Source organism: Actinomadura sp. NPDC048394 (genome assembly GCF_040651755.1).
Classification (GTDB): domain Bacteria; phylum Actinomycetota; class Actinomycetes; order Streptosporangiales; family Streptosporangiaceae; genus Spirillospora; species Spirillospora montaniterrae.
Window position 1 is genome coordinate 69,528 of the sequence record NZ_JBEZJL010000025.1, and the last position, 14,556, is coordinate 84,083.

17 protein-coding genes are annotated in these 14,556 nt (G+C 72.1%); 14 read left to right on the forward strand and 3 right to left on the reverse strand.

The features are described 5' to 3' along the window. The first annotated feature begins 3 nt into the window (after positions 1 to 3). From folE to AB0C78_RS19920, 6 genes are all read left to right on the forward strand, one after another. A complete protein-coding gene (folE, locus tag AB0C78_RS19895; protein WP_360749871.1) occupies positions 4 to 618 on the forward strand; it encodes a GTP cyclohydrolase I FolE in 615 nt (204 codons plus the stop codon). Between the two features lie 246 nt (positions 619 to 864). After that, positions 865 to 1,746 (forward strand): dihydropteroate synthase, encoded by an 882-nt coding sequence (gene folP, locus AB0C78_RS19900; protein ID WP_360749874.1) that lies wholly within the window; start codon positions 865 to 867, stop codon positions 1,744 to 1,746. Next, complete coding sequence (locus tag AB0C78_RS19905; RefSeq protein WP_151539303.1) at positions 1,743 to 2,180, forward strand: nuclear transport factor 2 family protein; 438 nt, start codon at positions 1,743 to 1,745, stop codon at positions 2,178 to 2,180. The genes folP and AB0C78_RS19905 overlap by 4 nt, the downstream gene beginning before the upstream one ends. Beyond that, positions 2,177 to 2,542, forward strand: coding sequence for a dihydroneopterin aldolase (gene folB / locus AB0C78_RS19910; RefSeq protein ID WP_360749877.1), 366 nt, complete (start codon positions 2,177 to 2,179; stop codon positions 2,540 to 2,542). Before AB0C78_RS19905 ends, folB begins: the two co-directional genes overlap by 4 nt. Further along, positions 2,539 to 3,126 carry a 2-amino-4-hydroxy-6-hydroxymethyldihydropteridine diphosphokinase gene (gene folK / locus AB0C78_RS19915; RefSeq protein ID WP_360749880.1) on the forward strand — a complete coding sequence of 196 codons (588 nt, stop codon included), beginning with the start codon at positions 2,539 to 2,541 and terminating at the stop codon, positions 3,124 to 3,126. The genes folB and folK overlap by 4 nt, the downstream gene beginning before the upstream one ends. Further along, a complete protein-coding gene (locus AB0C78_RS19920) occupies positions 3,123 to 3,596 on the forward strand; it encodes a DUF3180 domain-containing protein (protein ID WP_360749883.1) in 474 nt (157 codons plus the stop codon). The genes folK and AB0C78_RS19920 overlap by 4 nt, the downstream gene beginning before the upstream one ends. Positions 3,597 to 3,626: 30 nt before the next feature. On the opposite strand, the gene AB0C78_RS19925 is transcribed toward AB0C78_RS19920, so the two are convergent. Then, a complete protein-coding gene (locus AB0C78_RS19925) occupies positions 3,627 to 4,775 on the reverse strand; it encodes an NADH-quinone oxidoreductase subunit D (protein ID WP_360749886.1) in 1,149 nt (382 codons plus the stop codon). Between the two features lie 79 nt (positions 4,776 to 4,854). Between AB0C78_RS19925 and AB0C78_RS19930 the strand changes: the two genes are divergently transcribed. After that, positions 4,855 to 5,574: a PH domain-containing protein gene (locus AB0C78_RS19930; RefSeq protein WP_360749889.1), complete on the forward strand. Its 720-nt coding sequence runs from the start codon at positions 4,855 to 4,857 to the stop codon at positions 5,572 to 5,574. 272 nt (positions 5,575 to 5,846) lie between these two features. Next, complete coding sequence (locus AB0C78_RS19935; protein ID WP_360749892.1) at positions 5,847 to 7,103, forward strand: PH domain-containing protein; 1,257 nt, start codon at positions 5,847 to 5,849, stop codon at positions 7,101 to 7,103. 127 nt (positions 7,104 to 7,230) lie between these two features. On the opposite strand, the gene AB0C78_RS19940 is transcribed toward AB0C78_RS19935, so the two are convergent. Continuing rightward, a complete protein-coding gene (locus tag AB0C78_RS19940; protein ID WP_360749895.1) occupies positions 7,231 to 8,070 on the reverse strand; it encodes an alpha/beta hydrolase in 840 nt (279 codons plus the stop codon). A 98-nt stretch (positions 8,071 to 8,168) separates the two neighbouring features. Here AB0C78_RS19940 and AB0C78_RS19945 point away from each other — a divergent pair, with 98 nt between their 5' ends. Both AB0C78_RS19945 and AB0C78_RS19950 read left to right on the forward strand, forming a co-directional pair. Then, the gene (locus AB0C78_RS19945; protein WP_360749898.1) at positions 8,169 to 8,615 is read left to right on the forward strand and encodes a helix-turn-helix domain-containing protein; all 447 of its coding nucleotides are present in this window, start codon (positions 8,169 to 8,171) and stop codon (positions 8,613 to 8,615) included. A 47-nt stretch (positions 8,616 to 8,662) separates the two neighbouring features. Next, positions 8,663 to 9,871 carry a cytochrome P450 gene (locus AB0C78_RS19950; RefSeq protein WP_360749901.1) on the forward strand — a complete coding sequence of 403 codons (1,209 nt, stop codon included), beginning with the start codon at positions 8,663 to 8,665 and terminating at the stop codon, positions 9,869 to 9,871. Between the two features lie 226 nt (positions 9,872 to 10,097). Here the strand turns inward: AB0C78_RS19950 and AB0C78_RS19955 are convergent, their stop codons facing one another. Continuing rightward, the gene (locus AB0C78_RS19955; protein WP_360749904.1) at positions 10,098 to 11,123 is read right to left on the reverse strand and encodes an SAM-dependent methyltransferase; all 1,026 of its coding nucleotides are present in this window, start codon (positions 11,121 to 11,123) and stop codon (positions 10,098 to 10,100) included. A 105-nt stretch (positions 11,124 to 11,228) separates the two neighbouring features. On the opposite strand from AB0C78_RS19955, the gene AB0C78_RS19960 reads away from it, so the two are divergent. The 4 genes from AB0C78_RS19960 to AB0C78_RS19975 all read left to right on the forward strand — a co-directional run bounded on the left by AB0C78_RS19960 (position 11,229) and on the right by AB0C78_RS19975 (position 14,406). Then, positions 11,229 to 12,392 (forward strand): sensor histidine kinase, encoded by a 1,164-nt coding sequence (locus AB0C78_RS19960; protein WP_360749907.1) that lies wholly within the window; start codon positions 11,229 to 11,231, stop codon positions 12,390 to 12,392. Positions 12,393 to 12,626: 234 nt separating this feature from the next. Next, entirely contained in the window at positions 12,627 to 13,352 is a 726-nt protein-coding gene (locus AB0C78_RS19965) for a response regulator transcription factor (protein ID WP_360749910.1), read from the forward strand. A gap of 155 nt (positions 13,353 to 13,507) precedes the next feature. Beyond that, positions 13,508 to 13,804, forward strand: a complete 297-nt coding sequence (locus tag AB0C78_RS19970; protein WP_151544751.1) for a chaplin family protein — start codon at positions 13,508 to 13,510, stop codon at positions 13,802 to 13,804. 317 nt (positions 13,805 to 14,121) lie between these two features. Next, on the forward strand, positions 14,122 to 14,406 hold the full coding sequence (locus tag AB0C78_RS19975) for a chaplin family protein (protein ID WP_151544752.1): 285 nt from the start codon (positions 14,122 to 14,124) through the stop codon (positions 14,404 to 14,406). Positions 14,407 to 14,556: the final 150 nt, after the last annotated feature.

Sequence of the window (14,556 nt, forward strand, 5' to 3'; positions counted from 1 at the left end):
GCCTTGGCCATTCCGTACGACGAAGAGCCGGTGCACGAGGACCCTCCGGGGTTCGACCACGCGCGGATCGAGAAGGCGGTGCGCGAGATCCTGTTCGCGATCGGGGAGGACCCCGAGCGCGACGGGCTCCGCGACACCCCGGCGCGGGTCGCGCGCGCGTACGCCGAGCAGTTCGCCGGCCTGCGCCAGCGGCCCGAGGACGCCCTCACGACGGTGTTCGACGCCGACCATGAGGAAATGGTCCTGGTGAAGGACATCGAGGTGTACAGCGTGTGCGAGCACCATCTGGTGCCGTTCCACGGGGTGGCGCACGTCGGGTACACGCCCAACAAGAAGGGGCAGATCACCGGGCTGTCGAAGCTGGCCCGGCTGGTCGACGTGTACGCGCGGCGTCCCCAGGTGCAGGAGCGGCTGACCAGCCAGGTGGCGGACGCGCTGATGAGCGTGCTGGAGCCGCGCGGCGCGATCGTGGTGATCGAGGCCGAGCACCTGTGCATGACCATGCGGGGGGTGCGCAAGCCGGGCGCCAAGACGGTGACCTCGGCGGTGCGCGGGGACTTCCGCGATCATGCGGAGACCCGGGGCGAGGCGATGAGCTTGATCCTGGGCCGCTCCTGACCCTCGGCCGCATCCCGAGTCCCCGAAACGCCCGAACGGGCCTCAGCGTCGAGCTGAGGCCCGTTCAGCATGTGATGGGTGTGCGGCGACGGACGGCCGGGACGCGAGGGCCGAGCGGCGAGCAGGGCCGCGGGCCGGGCCGCCGGCCGCCGCCTCCGTGAGCGAGGCGGATGCGCGCCCGCGGCGCCTAGAGGCCGCTTAGGGCGGCGCTCTGAAGGGGTGCGGGCAAGGCATAGGCTGGGCCATATGACCAGTGCCGCCGTTCCGGGGCTGCCCCAGCCGGGGCGATGCCTCGTCATGGGCGTGGTCAACGTGACCCCGGACTCGTTCTCCGACGGGGGAAGCTGGTTCGACCCGGAGAAGGCCGTCCGGCACGGCCTGGACCTCGTCGCCGAGGGCGCCGACATCGTCGACGTGGGCGGCGAGTCCACGCGCCCAGGGGCGCAGCGGGTGTCGCTGGACGAGGAACTCCGCCGCGTGGTGCCCGTCATTAGGGCGCTCACGGAGGAGAACATCCCGGTCAGTGTCGACACCATGCGCGCGGAGGTGGCGGAAGCAGCCGTCGCCGTGGGCGCCCGTCTGGTGAACGACGTGAGCGGCGGCCTGGCCGACCCGGACATGCCCCGTGTGGTGGCCGCGGCCAGGGTCCCCTATGTGGTGATGCACTGGCGCGGCCACAGCCACGACATGCAGACCCGTTCCGTCTACGCCGACGTGGTCCGCGAAGTGCGCGAGGAACTGCTGCACCGCGTCGATGCGGTCCTGGGCGAGGGCGTCGATCCGTCCATGGTCGTCCTCGACCCGGGACTGGGGTTCGCCAAGAGCCCGACCGCCGGGCACAACTGGGCCCTGTTGGCCCACCTGGACGAGTTCATCGGCACGGGCTACCCGCTTCTGGTGGGCGCGTCCCGCAAGAGCTTCTTCACGACCCTGCTGGCCGAGCCGGACGGGACGCGCCGCCCGTTCGCCGAGTGCGATGACGCCACCGTCGCCGTCACGGCCCTCGCCGCGACCGCCGGCGCGTGGTGCGTGCGCGTGCACCGGGTACGTCCGAACGTGGACGCCGTACGCGTGGCGGCCGCGATCGAGGCCGCCCGTCCCATGCACCCCGGGAGCGACCAGCGATGACCCGTGCAGTGAACCGCGCCGACCTGGAAGAGGTCCACGCCGAGTTCTACGCCGCCTTCGAAGCGGGGGACTTCGACCGCATGTCCGACGTGTGGGCCGAGGGCCCCTACGCGGCGGGCGTCTCCTGCGTCCATCCCGGCTGGACGATGCTGCGCGGGCGCGAGGAGGTCCTCCGCTCGTGGGCGCTCATCATGGCCAACACCACCTACATCCAGTTCGTGCTGACCGACGTCGAAACGGACGTCTACGGCGACCACGCGGTGGTCACCTGCAAGGAGAACGTCCTCACGGCCGACGACGAGTCGGAGGCCGGTTTCCTCGCGGGCGGAAGCATCGTGGCCACGAAACTGTTCGTACGCGTCGACGGGCAGTGGCGGCTCCTGCTGCACCACGGCTCGCCCGTCCTCAACCCCGCGGATGCAGAGGAAGAATGAGCCTGGACCGCATAGAACTGCGCGGCCTGCGGGCCCGGGGAAGGCACGGCGTGCTGCCGGCCGAGCGCGAGCTCGGGCAGGAGTTCGTGGTCGACGTCTCGCTCGGCCTCGACACCCGCCCCGCGGCGGAGAACGACGACCTGTCCCGTACCGTCGACTACGGCACGCTGGCCGGAAAGCTGGTCGCGGCCGTCGAGGGAGAGCCCGTCGATCTGATCGAAACGCTGGCCGACCGGCTCGCGAAGATATGTCTGGAGGACCCGGCGGTGGTGGAGGCCGAGGTCACCGTCCACAAGCCGAGCGCCCCGGTGCCGCATCCCTTCACGGACGTCGCCGTGAAGATCAGGAGGAGTCGCCCATGACAGCGTCAGACCGCATGCCCGACCGCACCGCGACCGGCGGCCACATGCTGGTCGAGCACCGTGTCGTGTTCTCGCTCGGCAGCAACCTCGGCGACCGGCTGGACAACCTCCAGGAGGCGGTCGACGCGCTGTTCGACGCCCCCGGCCTGGAGTTCGTGGCGTGCTCCCCGGTCTACGAGACGGCCCCGTACGCGCCCCCCGGGGAGACCATCCCCGAGCAGGGCGACTACCTCAACATCGTGGTGGTGGCCGACACGAGGCTCCCACCGGAGAACCTGCTCGAACGCGTGCTCAACATCGAGAACTCCCTGCGCCGCGTCCGGGAGGTCCGCTGGGGGCCGCGCACGCTCGACATCGACATCGTGGTGTTCGGGGACATCTCGTCCAACGACCCCGATCTGACGCTCCCGCACCCGCGCGCGCACGAGCGGGCGTTCGTGCTCGTGCCGTGGGCCGACATCGAGCCGGACGTGCTCCTGCCGGGACACGGCCGTGTCGGCGACCTCGCCGAGGCCAAGCAGGCGGAAGGGGGCCCGTCGGCCGTCCGCCGCCGGAACGACCTGACCCTGCAGCAGCCTGCATGAGACCGTCCCGCCCGCTGTTCCTCGTCGCCCTCGTGATCGTCGTGGCAGTGATCACCTGGGCGGTGTTGCGTTCCGCGTACGTCTCGCTGCCGCCGCTTCCGTGGACGGCGGTGCCGACGCTGCTGCTGCTGGCGCTCGGCGAGGCCTTTACCGGCTACAACCTGATGCGCCGGATCCGCCGCAAGCCGAACACCAAGCCGGTGGAGCCGCTCGCGGTCGCGCGGATGGCCGCCCTGGGGAAGGCCAGCGCGCACACGGCCGCGGTCATCGCCGGCGTCTTCGGCGGGTTCGCCGCCAGCCTGGCGGACTCGCTGGACAAGTCGACCCCGCGCCACGACTTCTTCGTCAGCGTGGGCACGTTCCTTGCGGCCGTCGTGCTCGTCGGTGCGGCGTTCTTCCTGGAGTACGCGTGCCGTGTGCCCAAGGACCCCGACGAGGAGGAGCGCAACAGGAACGCCTCCAGGGCGTGAGCCGCCGCATAGCCCACCGATGGGCGTGCGCTACTTGTCGATGTCGCCGACGACGAAGAACATCGACCCGAGGATCGCGATCATGTCGGCGACCAGGTTGCCGGGCAGCAGTTCGGCCAGCACCTGGACGTTGTTGAACGACGCGGACCGCAGCTTCATTCGCCACGGCGTCTTCTCGCCCCGCGACACCAGGTAGTAGCCGTTGATGCCCAGCGGGTTCTCCGTCCAGGCGTAGGTGTGCCCCTCGGGCACCTTGAGCACCTTCGGGAGCCGCTGGTTGATGGGCCCCGGCGGTAGTTCGGCGAGCCGGTCCAGGCACGCGTCGGCGAGGTCCAGCGATGCGTACACCTGGTCCAGCAGGCACTCGAAGCGGGCGAGGCAGTCGCCCTCCTGCCGGGTGACCACCGGAACGTCGAGTTCCCCATAGGCGAGGTACGGCTCGTCCCGGCGCAGGTCGAAATCGAGGCCGGACGCCCGGGCGATGGGGCCCGACACGCCGTACTGGAGGATCTGCTCCTGCGTGAGCACCCCGACGCCGCGTGTGCGCGCGCGGAAGATCTCGTTGCCCAGGATGAGATCGGCGATCTCGCTCATCCGTGAGCGGACGTCGGAGACGGCGGTCCGCGCGCGCGCCGTCCAACCGGCGGGGAGCTCCTCCTTCAGGCCCCCGACACGGTTGAACATGTAATGCATGCGGCCGCCGGACACCTCCTCCATCACCCGCTGCAACGTCTCGCGCTCACGGAACGCATAGAAGATCGGTGTGATCGCACCCACTTCGAGGGGGTACGAGCCCAGGAACATGAGGTGGTTGAGGACCCGGTTGAGCTCGGCCAGCAGCGTCCTCGTCCACACCGCGCGGACCGGCACCTCCATGCCGAGCATCCGCTCGACGGCGAGCACCACGCCGAGCTCGTTGGCGAACGCCGACAGCCAGTCGTGCCGGTTGGCCAGCACGATGATCTGCCGGAAGTCCCGCACCTCGAACAGCTTCTCGGCGCCGCGGTGCATGTAGCCGATGATGGGCTCGGCCGCCGAGATGCGCTCGCCGTCCAGGGTCAGCCGCAGCCGGAGCACCCCGTGCGTGGACGGGTGCTGGGGGCCGATGTTCAACGTCATGTCCTCGGTGGCGAGCTCCTTGGCGCCCGCACCGATCCCGACGATCCGCTCGGTGGTCATGGTCGCGTCTCCGCCGCTCCGATCACCGCTTCATGGTCCCATGGCGAGCGGCGGCCGTTATCCGGTTGACTAGGGGGCAATGAACCCGAGCCATGGCGAACCGCCGTACGAGCCCGTCGCGCAGCCTGGATACCAGAACGCGGCGCACCCTCCCGCGCCGTCCGGCCCGGGGCAGAGCGGCCATCCGCAGGACCCCGCGGGCTCCCCGCCGGGCCGGCCCGACTTCGTGCCGGGAGCCGGACAGGTGCCGCCGGGAGGCCACCAGCAGCAACAGGGCGCACCCGTCGCGGTGCCCCCGACCTACAGGGCGGACGAGGCGTTCGCCCCCGGCGGGGGCCTTCAGTGGTCGACCATCTCCGCACGGCACGCGCCGCACAGGCTGCTCACCGCCGTGCTGTGGGCGGTCCCCATCGGCGCTGTGGGCGCGTTCCTGGTGTGGCGCAACGGTGGCGCGGTGGCGGCCGTCATGTGGATCGTCGCGGTGGCGCTGGTCACCGTGGTCACCTGGGTCGTGGCCGAGCTCGACCGCCGGTCCTTCGGCTACGTCGAGCGTTCCGACGACCTCGTGGTGACCCACGGTGTGTTCGTCAAGCGGCTCATCGTCGTCCCCTATGGCCGCATGCAGTTCGTGGACGTGACCGCGGGCCTCCTTGAGCGGTGGATGGGCATCGCCACGGTGCGCATGCACACCGCGGCCGCGGCGACCGACGCGGCCATCCCCGGTCTGCCCGCGATGGAGGCCGCACATCTGCGCGATCGTCTCGCTCAGAAGGGCGAGGCACGGAGCATGGGCCTATGAGCGGCCCTTATGGTCCGCCTCCCGGCGGCTATGGCCGTCCGTACGGTCCGCCCGGTCCGCCCGGTCCCTATGGGCCGCAGCCGCCGGGGCCCTATGGGCCGCCTCGTCCTCCGTACGGTTCGCCGCCTGGCCCGTACGGTCAGCCCAGGCCGCCTTATGGGCCGCCCCATGCCTACGGCCCGCCGCCCGGTTACCGTCCTCCTCCGCCGCCGGTCCGGTTCTCCGAGGGTACGCACCGGCTGCATTGGGCGACGGCGCCGCTGCGCGCCTTCGTGTTCCTCGTCATCTACTTCGTCCTGCTCGGCTTCCCGCTGCTGCTGACCCAGACGAGCAGCGGCGTCACGCTGGAACTCACGCCCGCCGTGGTGACGCGGTTCTTCGTGGTGTCCATCCCCATGACGGCGATCGCGGTCGGTTCCGGCCTGTGGACATGGCTGGCCCTGCGCTTCACCATCGACGGCGACGACCTCGTGGTGGAAACGGGCCTGATCCGCAAGAACAAGCGCCGCATCCCGCTCTCCCGCATCCAGGCCATCGACGTCGTCCGCCCGCTCGTGACACGGGTGTTCTCCCTGGCGGAGGTCCGGGTGGAGCTCGCGGGCGGGGAGCAGAGCGAGATCGCGCTGCGCTACCTGGGACGCCACTCCGCCCAGCAGTTGCGCGCCGAGCTCCTCGCGCGCGCGGCGGGCCTGCCGGGGACCACGCCCGAGGCGCCGGAACGGCACATGTGGCGCGTCCCCTTCGGCAACCTGCTCGCCTCCCTGATCCTCCGCCTGCCCGTGCTCGGCACGGGGATCCTCTTCTTCGCGACCCTCGTCTTCCTCGTGGTGTACGCCGAGGGCGGCATCCTGGCGGTCACGCTGCCCATCGTGCTGGGGCTCATCCGGGCCGTCATCGCGCCGCTGGTGATGTACGCCAACTTCACGGTCGCGATGTCGCCGGACGGGATACGGCTGCGGTACGGGCTGCTCGAGACGCGTATGCAGACCCTCCCGCCCGGTCGCATCCAGGCCGTCAGCATCGTCGAGCCCGCCATCTGGCGGAAGGTCGGCTGGGCCCGCGTCGAGGTGACGGTCGCCGGCTACGCGGGCGAGCGGCAGGCGCTGTCCTCGACGCTGCTGCCGATCGCGCCGAGGCACGTCGCCATGCACCTGGTCTCGCAGGTCTTCCCCGGCACGCACGTCGACGCGGTACCGCTCGTGCCCGCCTCCTCGAAGGCGATCGCGATCGACCGGGCGGACGGCGCCGGCGCCGACGACGTGGTGTTCGTGGCCAGGCACGGCTGGCCGTGCCGCCGCACGGACGTGATCGCCCACGCGCGCGCGCAGAGCGTCCGGCTGACCATGAATCCGGTGCAGCGCGTCTTCGGGCTGGCGACCGTCCATGTGGACGCCCCGCCGGGGCCGGTGCAGGTGGCGGCCGCCGACCGCGAGTCCGGCGAGGCCAGGGCGATCGTCGAGTCGACGGCGAGCCGCGCCCAGGCCGCCCGCAGCGCCGCCGGCGACCCGGCCCACTGGGCCGCCCGCTGACCGGTTATCCACAGAATCACGTTCGCCTTTCCTGACCGTTCGGCGCCGTCGAGCATGGGTCGTGGCCGTCCCGCCCTCGGGCGATGGGGGCGGCTCTCCGTCCGGGAGACGGAGCCGGCCGACGGGATCAGGAGGTCAGCGTGAAGAGTTCGTGGACGCGCGCGGCGAAGCCGGTGGGGAACGAGGTGTTGCCGTTGTGGCCGCCCGGGAACTCCTCGACCGGACGCCCGAGAAGGGCCGCCAACTCCACGGCGCACTGGTGGTTCCAGGCGTTCTTGGAGTCCTTACCGGCGGCGGGGATGATCCGGGTGTGGGCCGCGGCGGCGCGGACCTCGGCCGCGCCCAGCGTGTCCACACGGCACTGGGGGATGTCGTTGGCCAGGTAGTAGCCGAAGTTCGCGGCCCTCTCCTCGGTCATCGGAGCGGCGATGACCCCTGCCTCGGTCTCGATCCGGGCCGGGTCGAGACCGGTGAGCGCGGCGGCCAGCGGCACGGCGGCCCGCCAGCCGTCCGCCCGGTACGCGTTCTCGATCTCGCCGAGCCGGCGTTCGATGTCGGCGCGGTCGCGGGCGTTCAGCAGGCCAGGGGTGGCGGGGTCGTGGGCGATGAGGGCGGCGAGCCGGCCCGGGTGCGCGGCGGCCAGGTGCAGGCCGTATAGAGCGCCGAGGCTACAGCCGAGCATGAGGGCTGGTTCGTCGGTCAGCGCGCAGAGCAGGTGGTGGACGTCCTCGGCGTGCATGGCGGGCGTCACCGGGATCGACGGGTCGTCCACCTTCGTCCGTGACAGGCCCCGGCGGTCGTAGGTGAGCACCGTGTAGTGCTGGGCGAGCCGGTCGACGAGGTCGGCGGTCCGGCGCGCGTCCCCCTCGCCGCTCTGGCCGATGACCATCAGCGGCCCGTCCCCGCGGACCTCGTAGTACACCTCGGCGCCGGGCACCTGCAGCATCGCGGTCTTGGTCGCGTTCATCCCTCGTCCTCCAGGTTCGGCGTTCACCGGCGGTCGGTGAATGCATCTCAATAGATACATCTAAATAGATGTATCTGTCCAGATGTAAGTTGGGAGGTGTGAACGGAGTCGAGCTGTTCCTGCTGGGACGAACGCTGATGAAGATCGGCGAGGAGGCCATGCCCGCGCCGCGCGGCGGTCCGGCGGGCGGCACCCGCGCGGTGCTGATCGTGCTGAGCGACATCGTCGGCCATCCGGACAGCGCCATCGGGGAGATCGCCGAGCGGACCGGGCTGCCGCAGAGCCAGGTCTCCACGGCCGTCGCGCGGCTCAGGAAGACCGGGTCGGTGGTCACCGCCCCCGACCCGGACGACCGCCGCCGCTCCCTCGTCCGCAAGGCCGACGAGGTGTCCGAACGCGTGGCCGAGGTGCGCGCCACCACCATCGACGCCGCCCTCGCCGCGGCCCTCGGCGGGCCCGAGCACCTCGCGGAGGTGACGGACGCCCTCGGCGTGCTGGCCCGTCGCCTCGGCCCGGAGAGCCTCGCGCACCTGCGCTCGCCCTGACCTCGTACGCCGCCCTGACCCCGTCCCGCTCGCCGTATTGTCGGTGGATGAGCGATTTGGGGTACCAGCCGTGGGCGGCGGAGTTCGTGGCGGATCCGTATCCGGCGTTCGCGCGGCTGCGGGAGGAACGGCCGGTGTTCTTCCACGAGCCGACCGGGCAATGGGTGATCAGCCGGTACGAGGACGTCGACGCGCTGCTGCGCGACCGGCGGCTCGGACGGTCCTACCTGCACGTCGCCGGGCACGAGGAGTTCGGGCAGCAGCCGGAGGCCGAGTTCCTCAAGCCGTTCTGGGACCTCATCCGGGCCGGGATGCTCGACGTCGAGCCGCCCACCCACACGCGGCTGCGGCGGCTGGTGTCCAAGGCGTTCACCGCACGGATGGTCGAAGGGCTGCGGCCGACGATCCGGCGGCTGGCCGCCGAGCTGGCCGGGACGCTCGCCGCCAAGGGCGGCGGCGACCTGCTCGCCGAGGTCGCCGAGCCGCTGCCGGTCAACGTCATCGCCGAGATGCTCGGCGTGCCCGCCGCGGACCGGCCGCTGCTGCGTCCCTGGTCCGCCGACATCTGCGGCATGTACGAGCTGAACCCGCCGGAGGAGGTGCAGCGGACGGCCGTCCGGGCCGCCGTGGAGTTCTCCGACTACCTGCGGGAGCTGGCCCGGTCGCGGCGCCGGGAGCCGCGCGACGACCTGATCAGCGCGCTCGCCCAGGTCGTCGACGAGGGGGACCGGCTGACCGAGGACGAGCTGATCGGCACCTGCGTCCTGCTGCTCAACGCCGGCCACGAGGCGACGGTCAACGCGACCGGCAACGGGTGGTGGGCGCTGTTCCGCAACCCCGCCGAACTCGAGCGGCTGCGTGGGGACGCGTCCCTCGTCCCCACGGCCGTCGAGGAACTGCTGCGGTACGACACTCCGGCGCCGATGTTCGAGCGGTGGGTGCTGGAGGACATCACCGTGGCGGGTGTCGACATCCCGCGCGGGGCCGAAGTGGCGCTGCAGTTCGCCTCCGCCAACCGGGACCCCGCTGTTTTCGCCGACCCCGACCGGCTCGACCTCGCCCGCGACCCGAATCCGCATATCACGTTCGGCCTCGGCATCCACTACTGCCTCGGCGCCCCGCTGGCCCGGATCGAGCTGGCCGAGTCGCTGTCGGCCCTGCTCCACCTGGCCCCGGGCCTCCGCCCGGTCTCCGCGCCGGAATGGAAGCCGGGCTTCGTCCTGCGCGGCCTCCAAGCCCTGCACGTCGAATGCTGACCGCCCCGCCCCGTAAACGCCCGCCAAGCCGGCAGGCGTGCTCGCAGACCCAGAGGGCGGGCGTCTGGGGCAGAGGGCGACCGGTTGCGTCAGGCGGCGGCCAGCCGCGTCAGGGGGTGGGCGGTTGTGTCAAGGGTGGGCGGTTGTGTCACGGCGCGGGCAGGTGGGGCAGAGGGTGAGCCGTTGCGTCAGGGGTGAGCGGCTGGGTCGGGAGGCGCGCGTTGGGTCAGGGGGAGGGGGGTTGGGTCAGGGGTGGGGGGAGGGGGATGCCTACGGATTGGGCGAGCCAGCCGAAGCCGCCGAGGCCGGACGGGTCGGTCAGTTCGGCGTCCTCGCCGGCGCGGCAGAGGGCGGCGACGTATCCGCGCGGGTCGCTGTGGGCCATCGCCAGGGGCGGGCGGGCACCGGACAGGCCCAGGGCGAGGAGTGCGGCGCGCTGGGTGGTGAGCAGCGTGGACGTGGCGCCGGCGCGCTCGCCCGCGGTGGTGCAGGCGTCGAGGGCGACGTGCGCCGTCACGTCGCAGGAGCCGTCCGGGACGGCCGGGACGGTGGCGCCGTCGCGGTAGCCGGTGAGGGTGCCGTACGGGGGGCGCGAGTCGCGGGCGTGCGAGTAGTCCACCGCGATCGCGAGGCCCCGGTCGAGGCGTCCGATCACCGAGGCCCAGGCGGCGCAGCGCGGGTGGCCGATCTCGGCGCGGTCGCCGGGCTCGTGGAGGGGCCACCAGCGGTCCAGCCAGTCGCGGTCCTCGGCGGACGGCTCGGCGCCGGGACGCTCGCTGCCGCTGGCCGGGTCGACCAGCACGGTCCGGACGCCGTCCGGGGTGCGCTCGACGACGTCGAGGGGGACGTTGTCGAGCCACTCGTTGGCCACGGCGAGACCGGTGATGCGGTCGGGGAGATCGGCGCGCCAGGTGACGGACGCCGGAATGTCGGAGGGGCGTGGTGCTATCTCCACGGCGGTGGGCGCGAGGCGGGAGGTGATGCCGGACGGGAGACTCACCATGATGTTGCCGAGCAGGCGGCCCGAGCCGGCGCCGATGTCGACCAGGTCGAGCCGGTCGGGGTGCCCGAGGGCCGCGTCGACGTCGACCAGGAGCCGGGCGATGGCGGTGGCGAAGCGCGGCGAGGCGTGCACCGAGGTGCGGAAATGCTCGGCGGGGCGCTCTCCCCGCCGGTAGAAGCCGCCCTCCCCGTACAGTGCCCGCTCCATCGCGGTGCGCCATGTCAGCCACTCGGTAACCAACGCCGCCACGACCGTGACGTTACCGTGCGGAGGCGGCGGGACCATCCCTGCGGCGGACAACGGTCCGACCTGCGGCTGATCCCGGGCTGACCTGCCCGTACGTACGCTGTGCGCATGGTGGGGACGTTCTGGGACTGGCTGCGCGGCAGGAAACCGCTGGTCGACGCCTTTTTCGCGACCCCCGTGGTGCTGCTGTCCCTGCCGGCGTGGCTGGGCGACGCGCAGGCCGTGCCGAGGCTCGAGTACCTGGCGCTGACGGCCGGGCTCGTCGCGCCGCTGGTGCTGCGGCGGACGTTCCCGCGGACGGTGTTCGCCGTGGTGGCGCTGATCTGCTGCGTCCAGTGCGTCGCCGGTGTCGTGCCGATCCCGGCGAACATGGCCGTGCTGATGGGCCTGTACACCGTCGCGGCGGGCTTCTCGTTCCGCTGGGGGCTGGCTGCGGTGCTGACGGCCGAGCTGGGCGCGGTGATGGCGGCGCTGCGGTACGCGTCCGGCCCGGACGACCAGCGGTCGACGCTGCTGATGCTGTCGGTGCTGGTCGCGGGCGTGTGGATCCTCGGGCTGCACATCCGGACGCGCCGCGCCTACCTCAGCTCGCTGGAGGAGCGGGCGGCGCGGCTGGAGCGGGAGCGCGACGCCGAGGTGAAGATGGCGATGGCGGCGGAACGGGCCCGGATCGCCCGGGAGCTGCACGACGTGGTGGCGCACAACGTCAGCGTGATCGTGGTGCAGGCGGACGGCGCGTCGTTCGCGATCGACACGGACGTGGGGCGGGCCCGGCAGGCGCTGGAGACGATCTCGCGGACGGGCCGGACCGCGCTGGCGGAGATGCGGCGGCTGCTCGGGGTGCTGCGGGAGAGCGACGACGCGGGGGCGTACGCGCCGCAGCCGGGCGTCGCGCAGCTGGACGACCTGGTCGAGCAGGTGCGCTCGTCGGGGCTGCCGGTGACGTACGAGGTCGCCGGTTCGCCTCCGGACATGTCTGAGGGCCGGCAGCTGACGGTGTTCCGGATCGTGCAGGAGGCGCTGACCAACACCCTCAAGCACGGGGGGCCGCGGGTGGCGGCGACGGTCCGGCTCCGGTACGCGGGGGACGCGGTCGAGGTGCAGGTGCACGACGACGGGCGGGGCGCGGCGGCGGCCGACGACGGGCGCGGTCACGGGCTCGTGGGGATGCGGGAGCGCGCGGCGGTGTACGGCGGCATCGTGTGCGCGCAGCCGTGTCCCGGCGGGGGTTTCGAGGTGGTCGCGCGGATCCCCACCGGCGAGCCTGCATGATCCGATCCGGCGGTCCGGCGGTCTGGCGGTCTGGCGGTCCGGTGGTCCGGTGGTCCGGTGGTCCGGCGGTCTGGTGGTCCGGCGTTCCGGCGCCCCGCGCCGCGCGCCCCGCGCCGCGACGCCGCGCCGCGCGCTGCGGGGTGCGCGGGTGAGCGGGGCGTGGGCGGTGGGAGCGTAGGGCGTGGTGGGGGCGAGGCGTGCTGCGGGACCGAGTCCGCTATGAGGAGAGGCGTGATGGAGATGGACGACGAGCTGGACGCCGGGCCGATCCGGGTCGTCCTGGTGGACGATCAGGAGCTGGTGCGGGCCGGGTTCACGATGGTGCTGGACGCGCAGCCCGACATCGAGGTGGTCGGCGAGGCCGGGGACGGGCAGCAGGCCCTCGACCTGCTGCGGACGACGGCGGCGGACGTGGTGCTGATGGACGTCCGGATGCCGCGGATGGACGGCATCGAGGCGACGCGGCGGGTGGTGTCGGGCGAGGGCGGCGGGCCCGGCGGTGACGGCGGGCCGAAGGTGATCATCCTGACGACGTTCGACCTGGACGAGTACGCGTTCGCGGCGATCAAGGCGGGCGCGGGCGGGTTCCTGCTGAAGGACGCGGGCCCGGCGCAGCTGATCGAGGCGATCAAGGCGGTGCATTCGGGGGACGCGGTGGTGGCGCCGAGCACCACCAAGCGGCTGCTCGACCGGTTCGCGCTGCACCTGCCGGACACCGAGGAGAAGGCGAGCGGCGCGCTGGAGAGCCTCACCGAGCGGGAGGGCGAGGTGCTGCGGCTGGTGGCGCGGGGGATGTCGAACGCGGAGATCGCGGGCCGGCTGTTCGTCTCGGAGGCCACGGTGAAGACGCACATGGGCCGGATCCTGATGAAGCTCGGGCTGCGGGACCGGGTGCAGGCGGTCGTGTTCGCCTACGAGACCGGATTGGTGAAAAGCGGGCAAGGCGGCGACGCTTGGTAGGTCCATGATCATCTGGTGGTGACGAATTGCCGTCCCGCTGAGATCTACCAGCCTCCTACCTGAAAGTAGCGGGGTAACTACCGTACGCGACGCCCTCTTAGGGCGGCTTCGGAAACATTCGCTTCGGGCCGTCGGCCCGGTACGGGAGGACTCTCGTGTTCAAGAAGCTCGTCGTCACCGGCATCCTCGGGTGCGCGGTGGCCGGTTCGGCCCTGGGCGCGGCGCCCGCGTACGCCGGCGGCTGGGACCACGGCCACGGCAAGGGCCACGGCCACGGCCACGGTGGCCAGTTCAACGGCAACCACACCAGCGGGAACTTCTCGATCCTGGGCGGCAACCAGGTCAACGTCCCGATCTCGGTTCCGGTCGACGTCTGCGGCAACGCGGTCGGCGCCCTTCTCGGCATCGCGGCCGCGCACTGCAAGGGCGGCGCGTCCGTCCACAACGGCTGATCCGCCGCGCCGGGCGCGATGCCGCCCGGCGGCGAAGCGCCGGGGGTCCCTCGGGACTTCCGGCGCGTTCGCGGTGGCCGACTGACGCGAGAAGGGCGCGGATGGCCGCGCTCGCCCATGCGACAGGCCTGGCGAAGCGGGCATATCGGTTACAGTTTGTAACGCCATGATTACTCGTTGGCGACTATTTGCCGTCATGCTGGGCCGCTCTATTGGCTTACCGGAGAGTAGCTGGGTAACTACCGTACGCGACGCCCTCTTAGGGCGGCTTCGGAAATATTCGCTTCGGGCCCTCGGCCCGGTACGGGAGGACTCTCGTGTTCAAGAAGCTCGCCGCCACCGGCATCCTCGGCTTCGCGGTGGCCGGTTCGGTCCTGGCCGCTGCGCCCGCGTACGCCGGCGGCTGGGACCATGGCCACGGCAAGGGCCACGGCCACGGCCAGTTCAACGGCAACCACACCAGCGGCAACTTCTCCATCCTGGGTGGTAACCAGATCAACGCTCCGATCTCGATCCCGATCGACGTCTGCGGCAACGCCGTCGCCATCGTCGGCATCGCGGGCGCGGGCTGCAAGGGCGGCGCGTCCGTCCACAACGGCTGATCGGCCGCGCCGGGCGCGCAACGGCCCGGCACCGAGGCGCCGGAGGTCCCACGGGGGCCTCCGGCGCCTTCACGTCTGCGGCCACCCCGTCCCGGCCGGCCGAACGCGCTGGTCAAGGGGGGATGTACCGAGGGGCGGCCGCGGCGGGTC

What these genes read in the sequence shown, in the direction of transcription:
- folP (WP_360749874.1), top strand. Translation starts at nt 865, where the DNA reads ATGACCAGTGCCGCCGTTCCGGGGCTGCCCCAGCCGGGGCGATGCCTC.
- AB0C78_RS19905 (WP_151539303.1), top strand. Translation starts at nt 1,743, where the DNA reads ATGACCCGTGCAGTGAACCGCGCCGACCTGGAAGAGGTCCACGCCGAG.
- folB (WP_360749877.1), top strand. Translation starts at nt 2,177, where the DNA reads ATGAGCCTGGACCGCATAGAACTGCGCGGCCTGCGGGCCCGGGGAAGG.
- folK (WP_360749880.1), top strand. Translation starts at nt 2,539, where the DNA reads ATGACAGCGTCAGACCGCATGCCCGACCGCACCGCGACCGGCGGCCAC.
- AB0C78_RS19920 (WP_360749883.1), top strand. Translation starts at nt 3,123, where the DNA reads ATGAGACCGTCCCGCCCGCTGTTCCTCGTCGCCCTCGTGATCGTCGTG.
- AB0C78_RS19925 (WP_360749886.1), bottom strand. Translation starts at nt 4,775, where the DNA reads ATGACCACCGAGCGGATCGTCGGGATCGGTGCGGGCGCCAAGGAGCTC.
- AB0C78_RS19930 (WP_360749889.1), top strand. Translation starts at nt 4,855, where the DNA reads ATGAACCCGAGCCATGGCGAACCGCCGTACGAGCCCGTCGCGCAGCCT.
- AB0C78_RS19940 (WP_360749895.1), bottom strand. Translation starts at nt 8,070, where the DNA reads ATGAACGCGACCAAGACCGCGATGCTGCAGGTGCCCGGCGCCGAGGTG.
- AB0C78_RS19950 (WP_360749901.1), top strand. Translation starts at nt 8,663, where the DNA reads ATGAGCGATTTGGGGTACCAGCCGTGGGCGGCGGAGTTCGTGGCGGAT.
- AB0C78_RS19960 (WP_360749907.1), top strand. Translation starts at nt 11,229, where the DNA reads ATGGTGGGGACGTTCTGGGACTGGCTGCGCGGCAGGAAACCGCTGGTC.
- AB0C78_RS19965 (WP_360749910.1), top strand. Translation starts at nt 12,627, where the DNA reads ATGGAGATGGACGACGAGCTGGACGCCGGGCCGATCCGGGTCGTCCTG.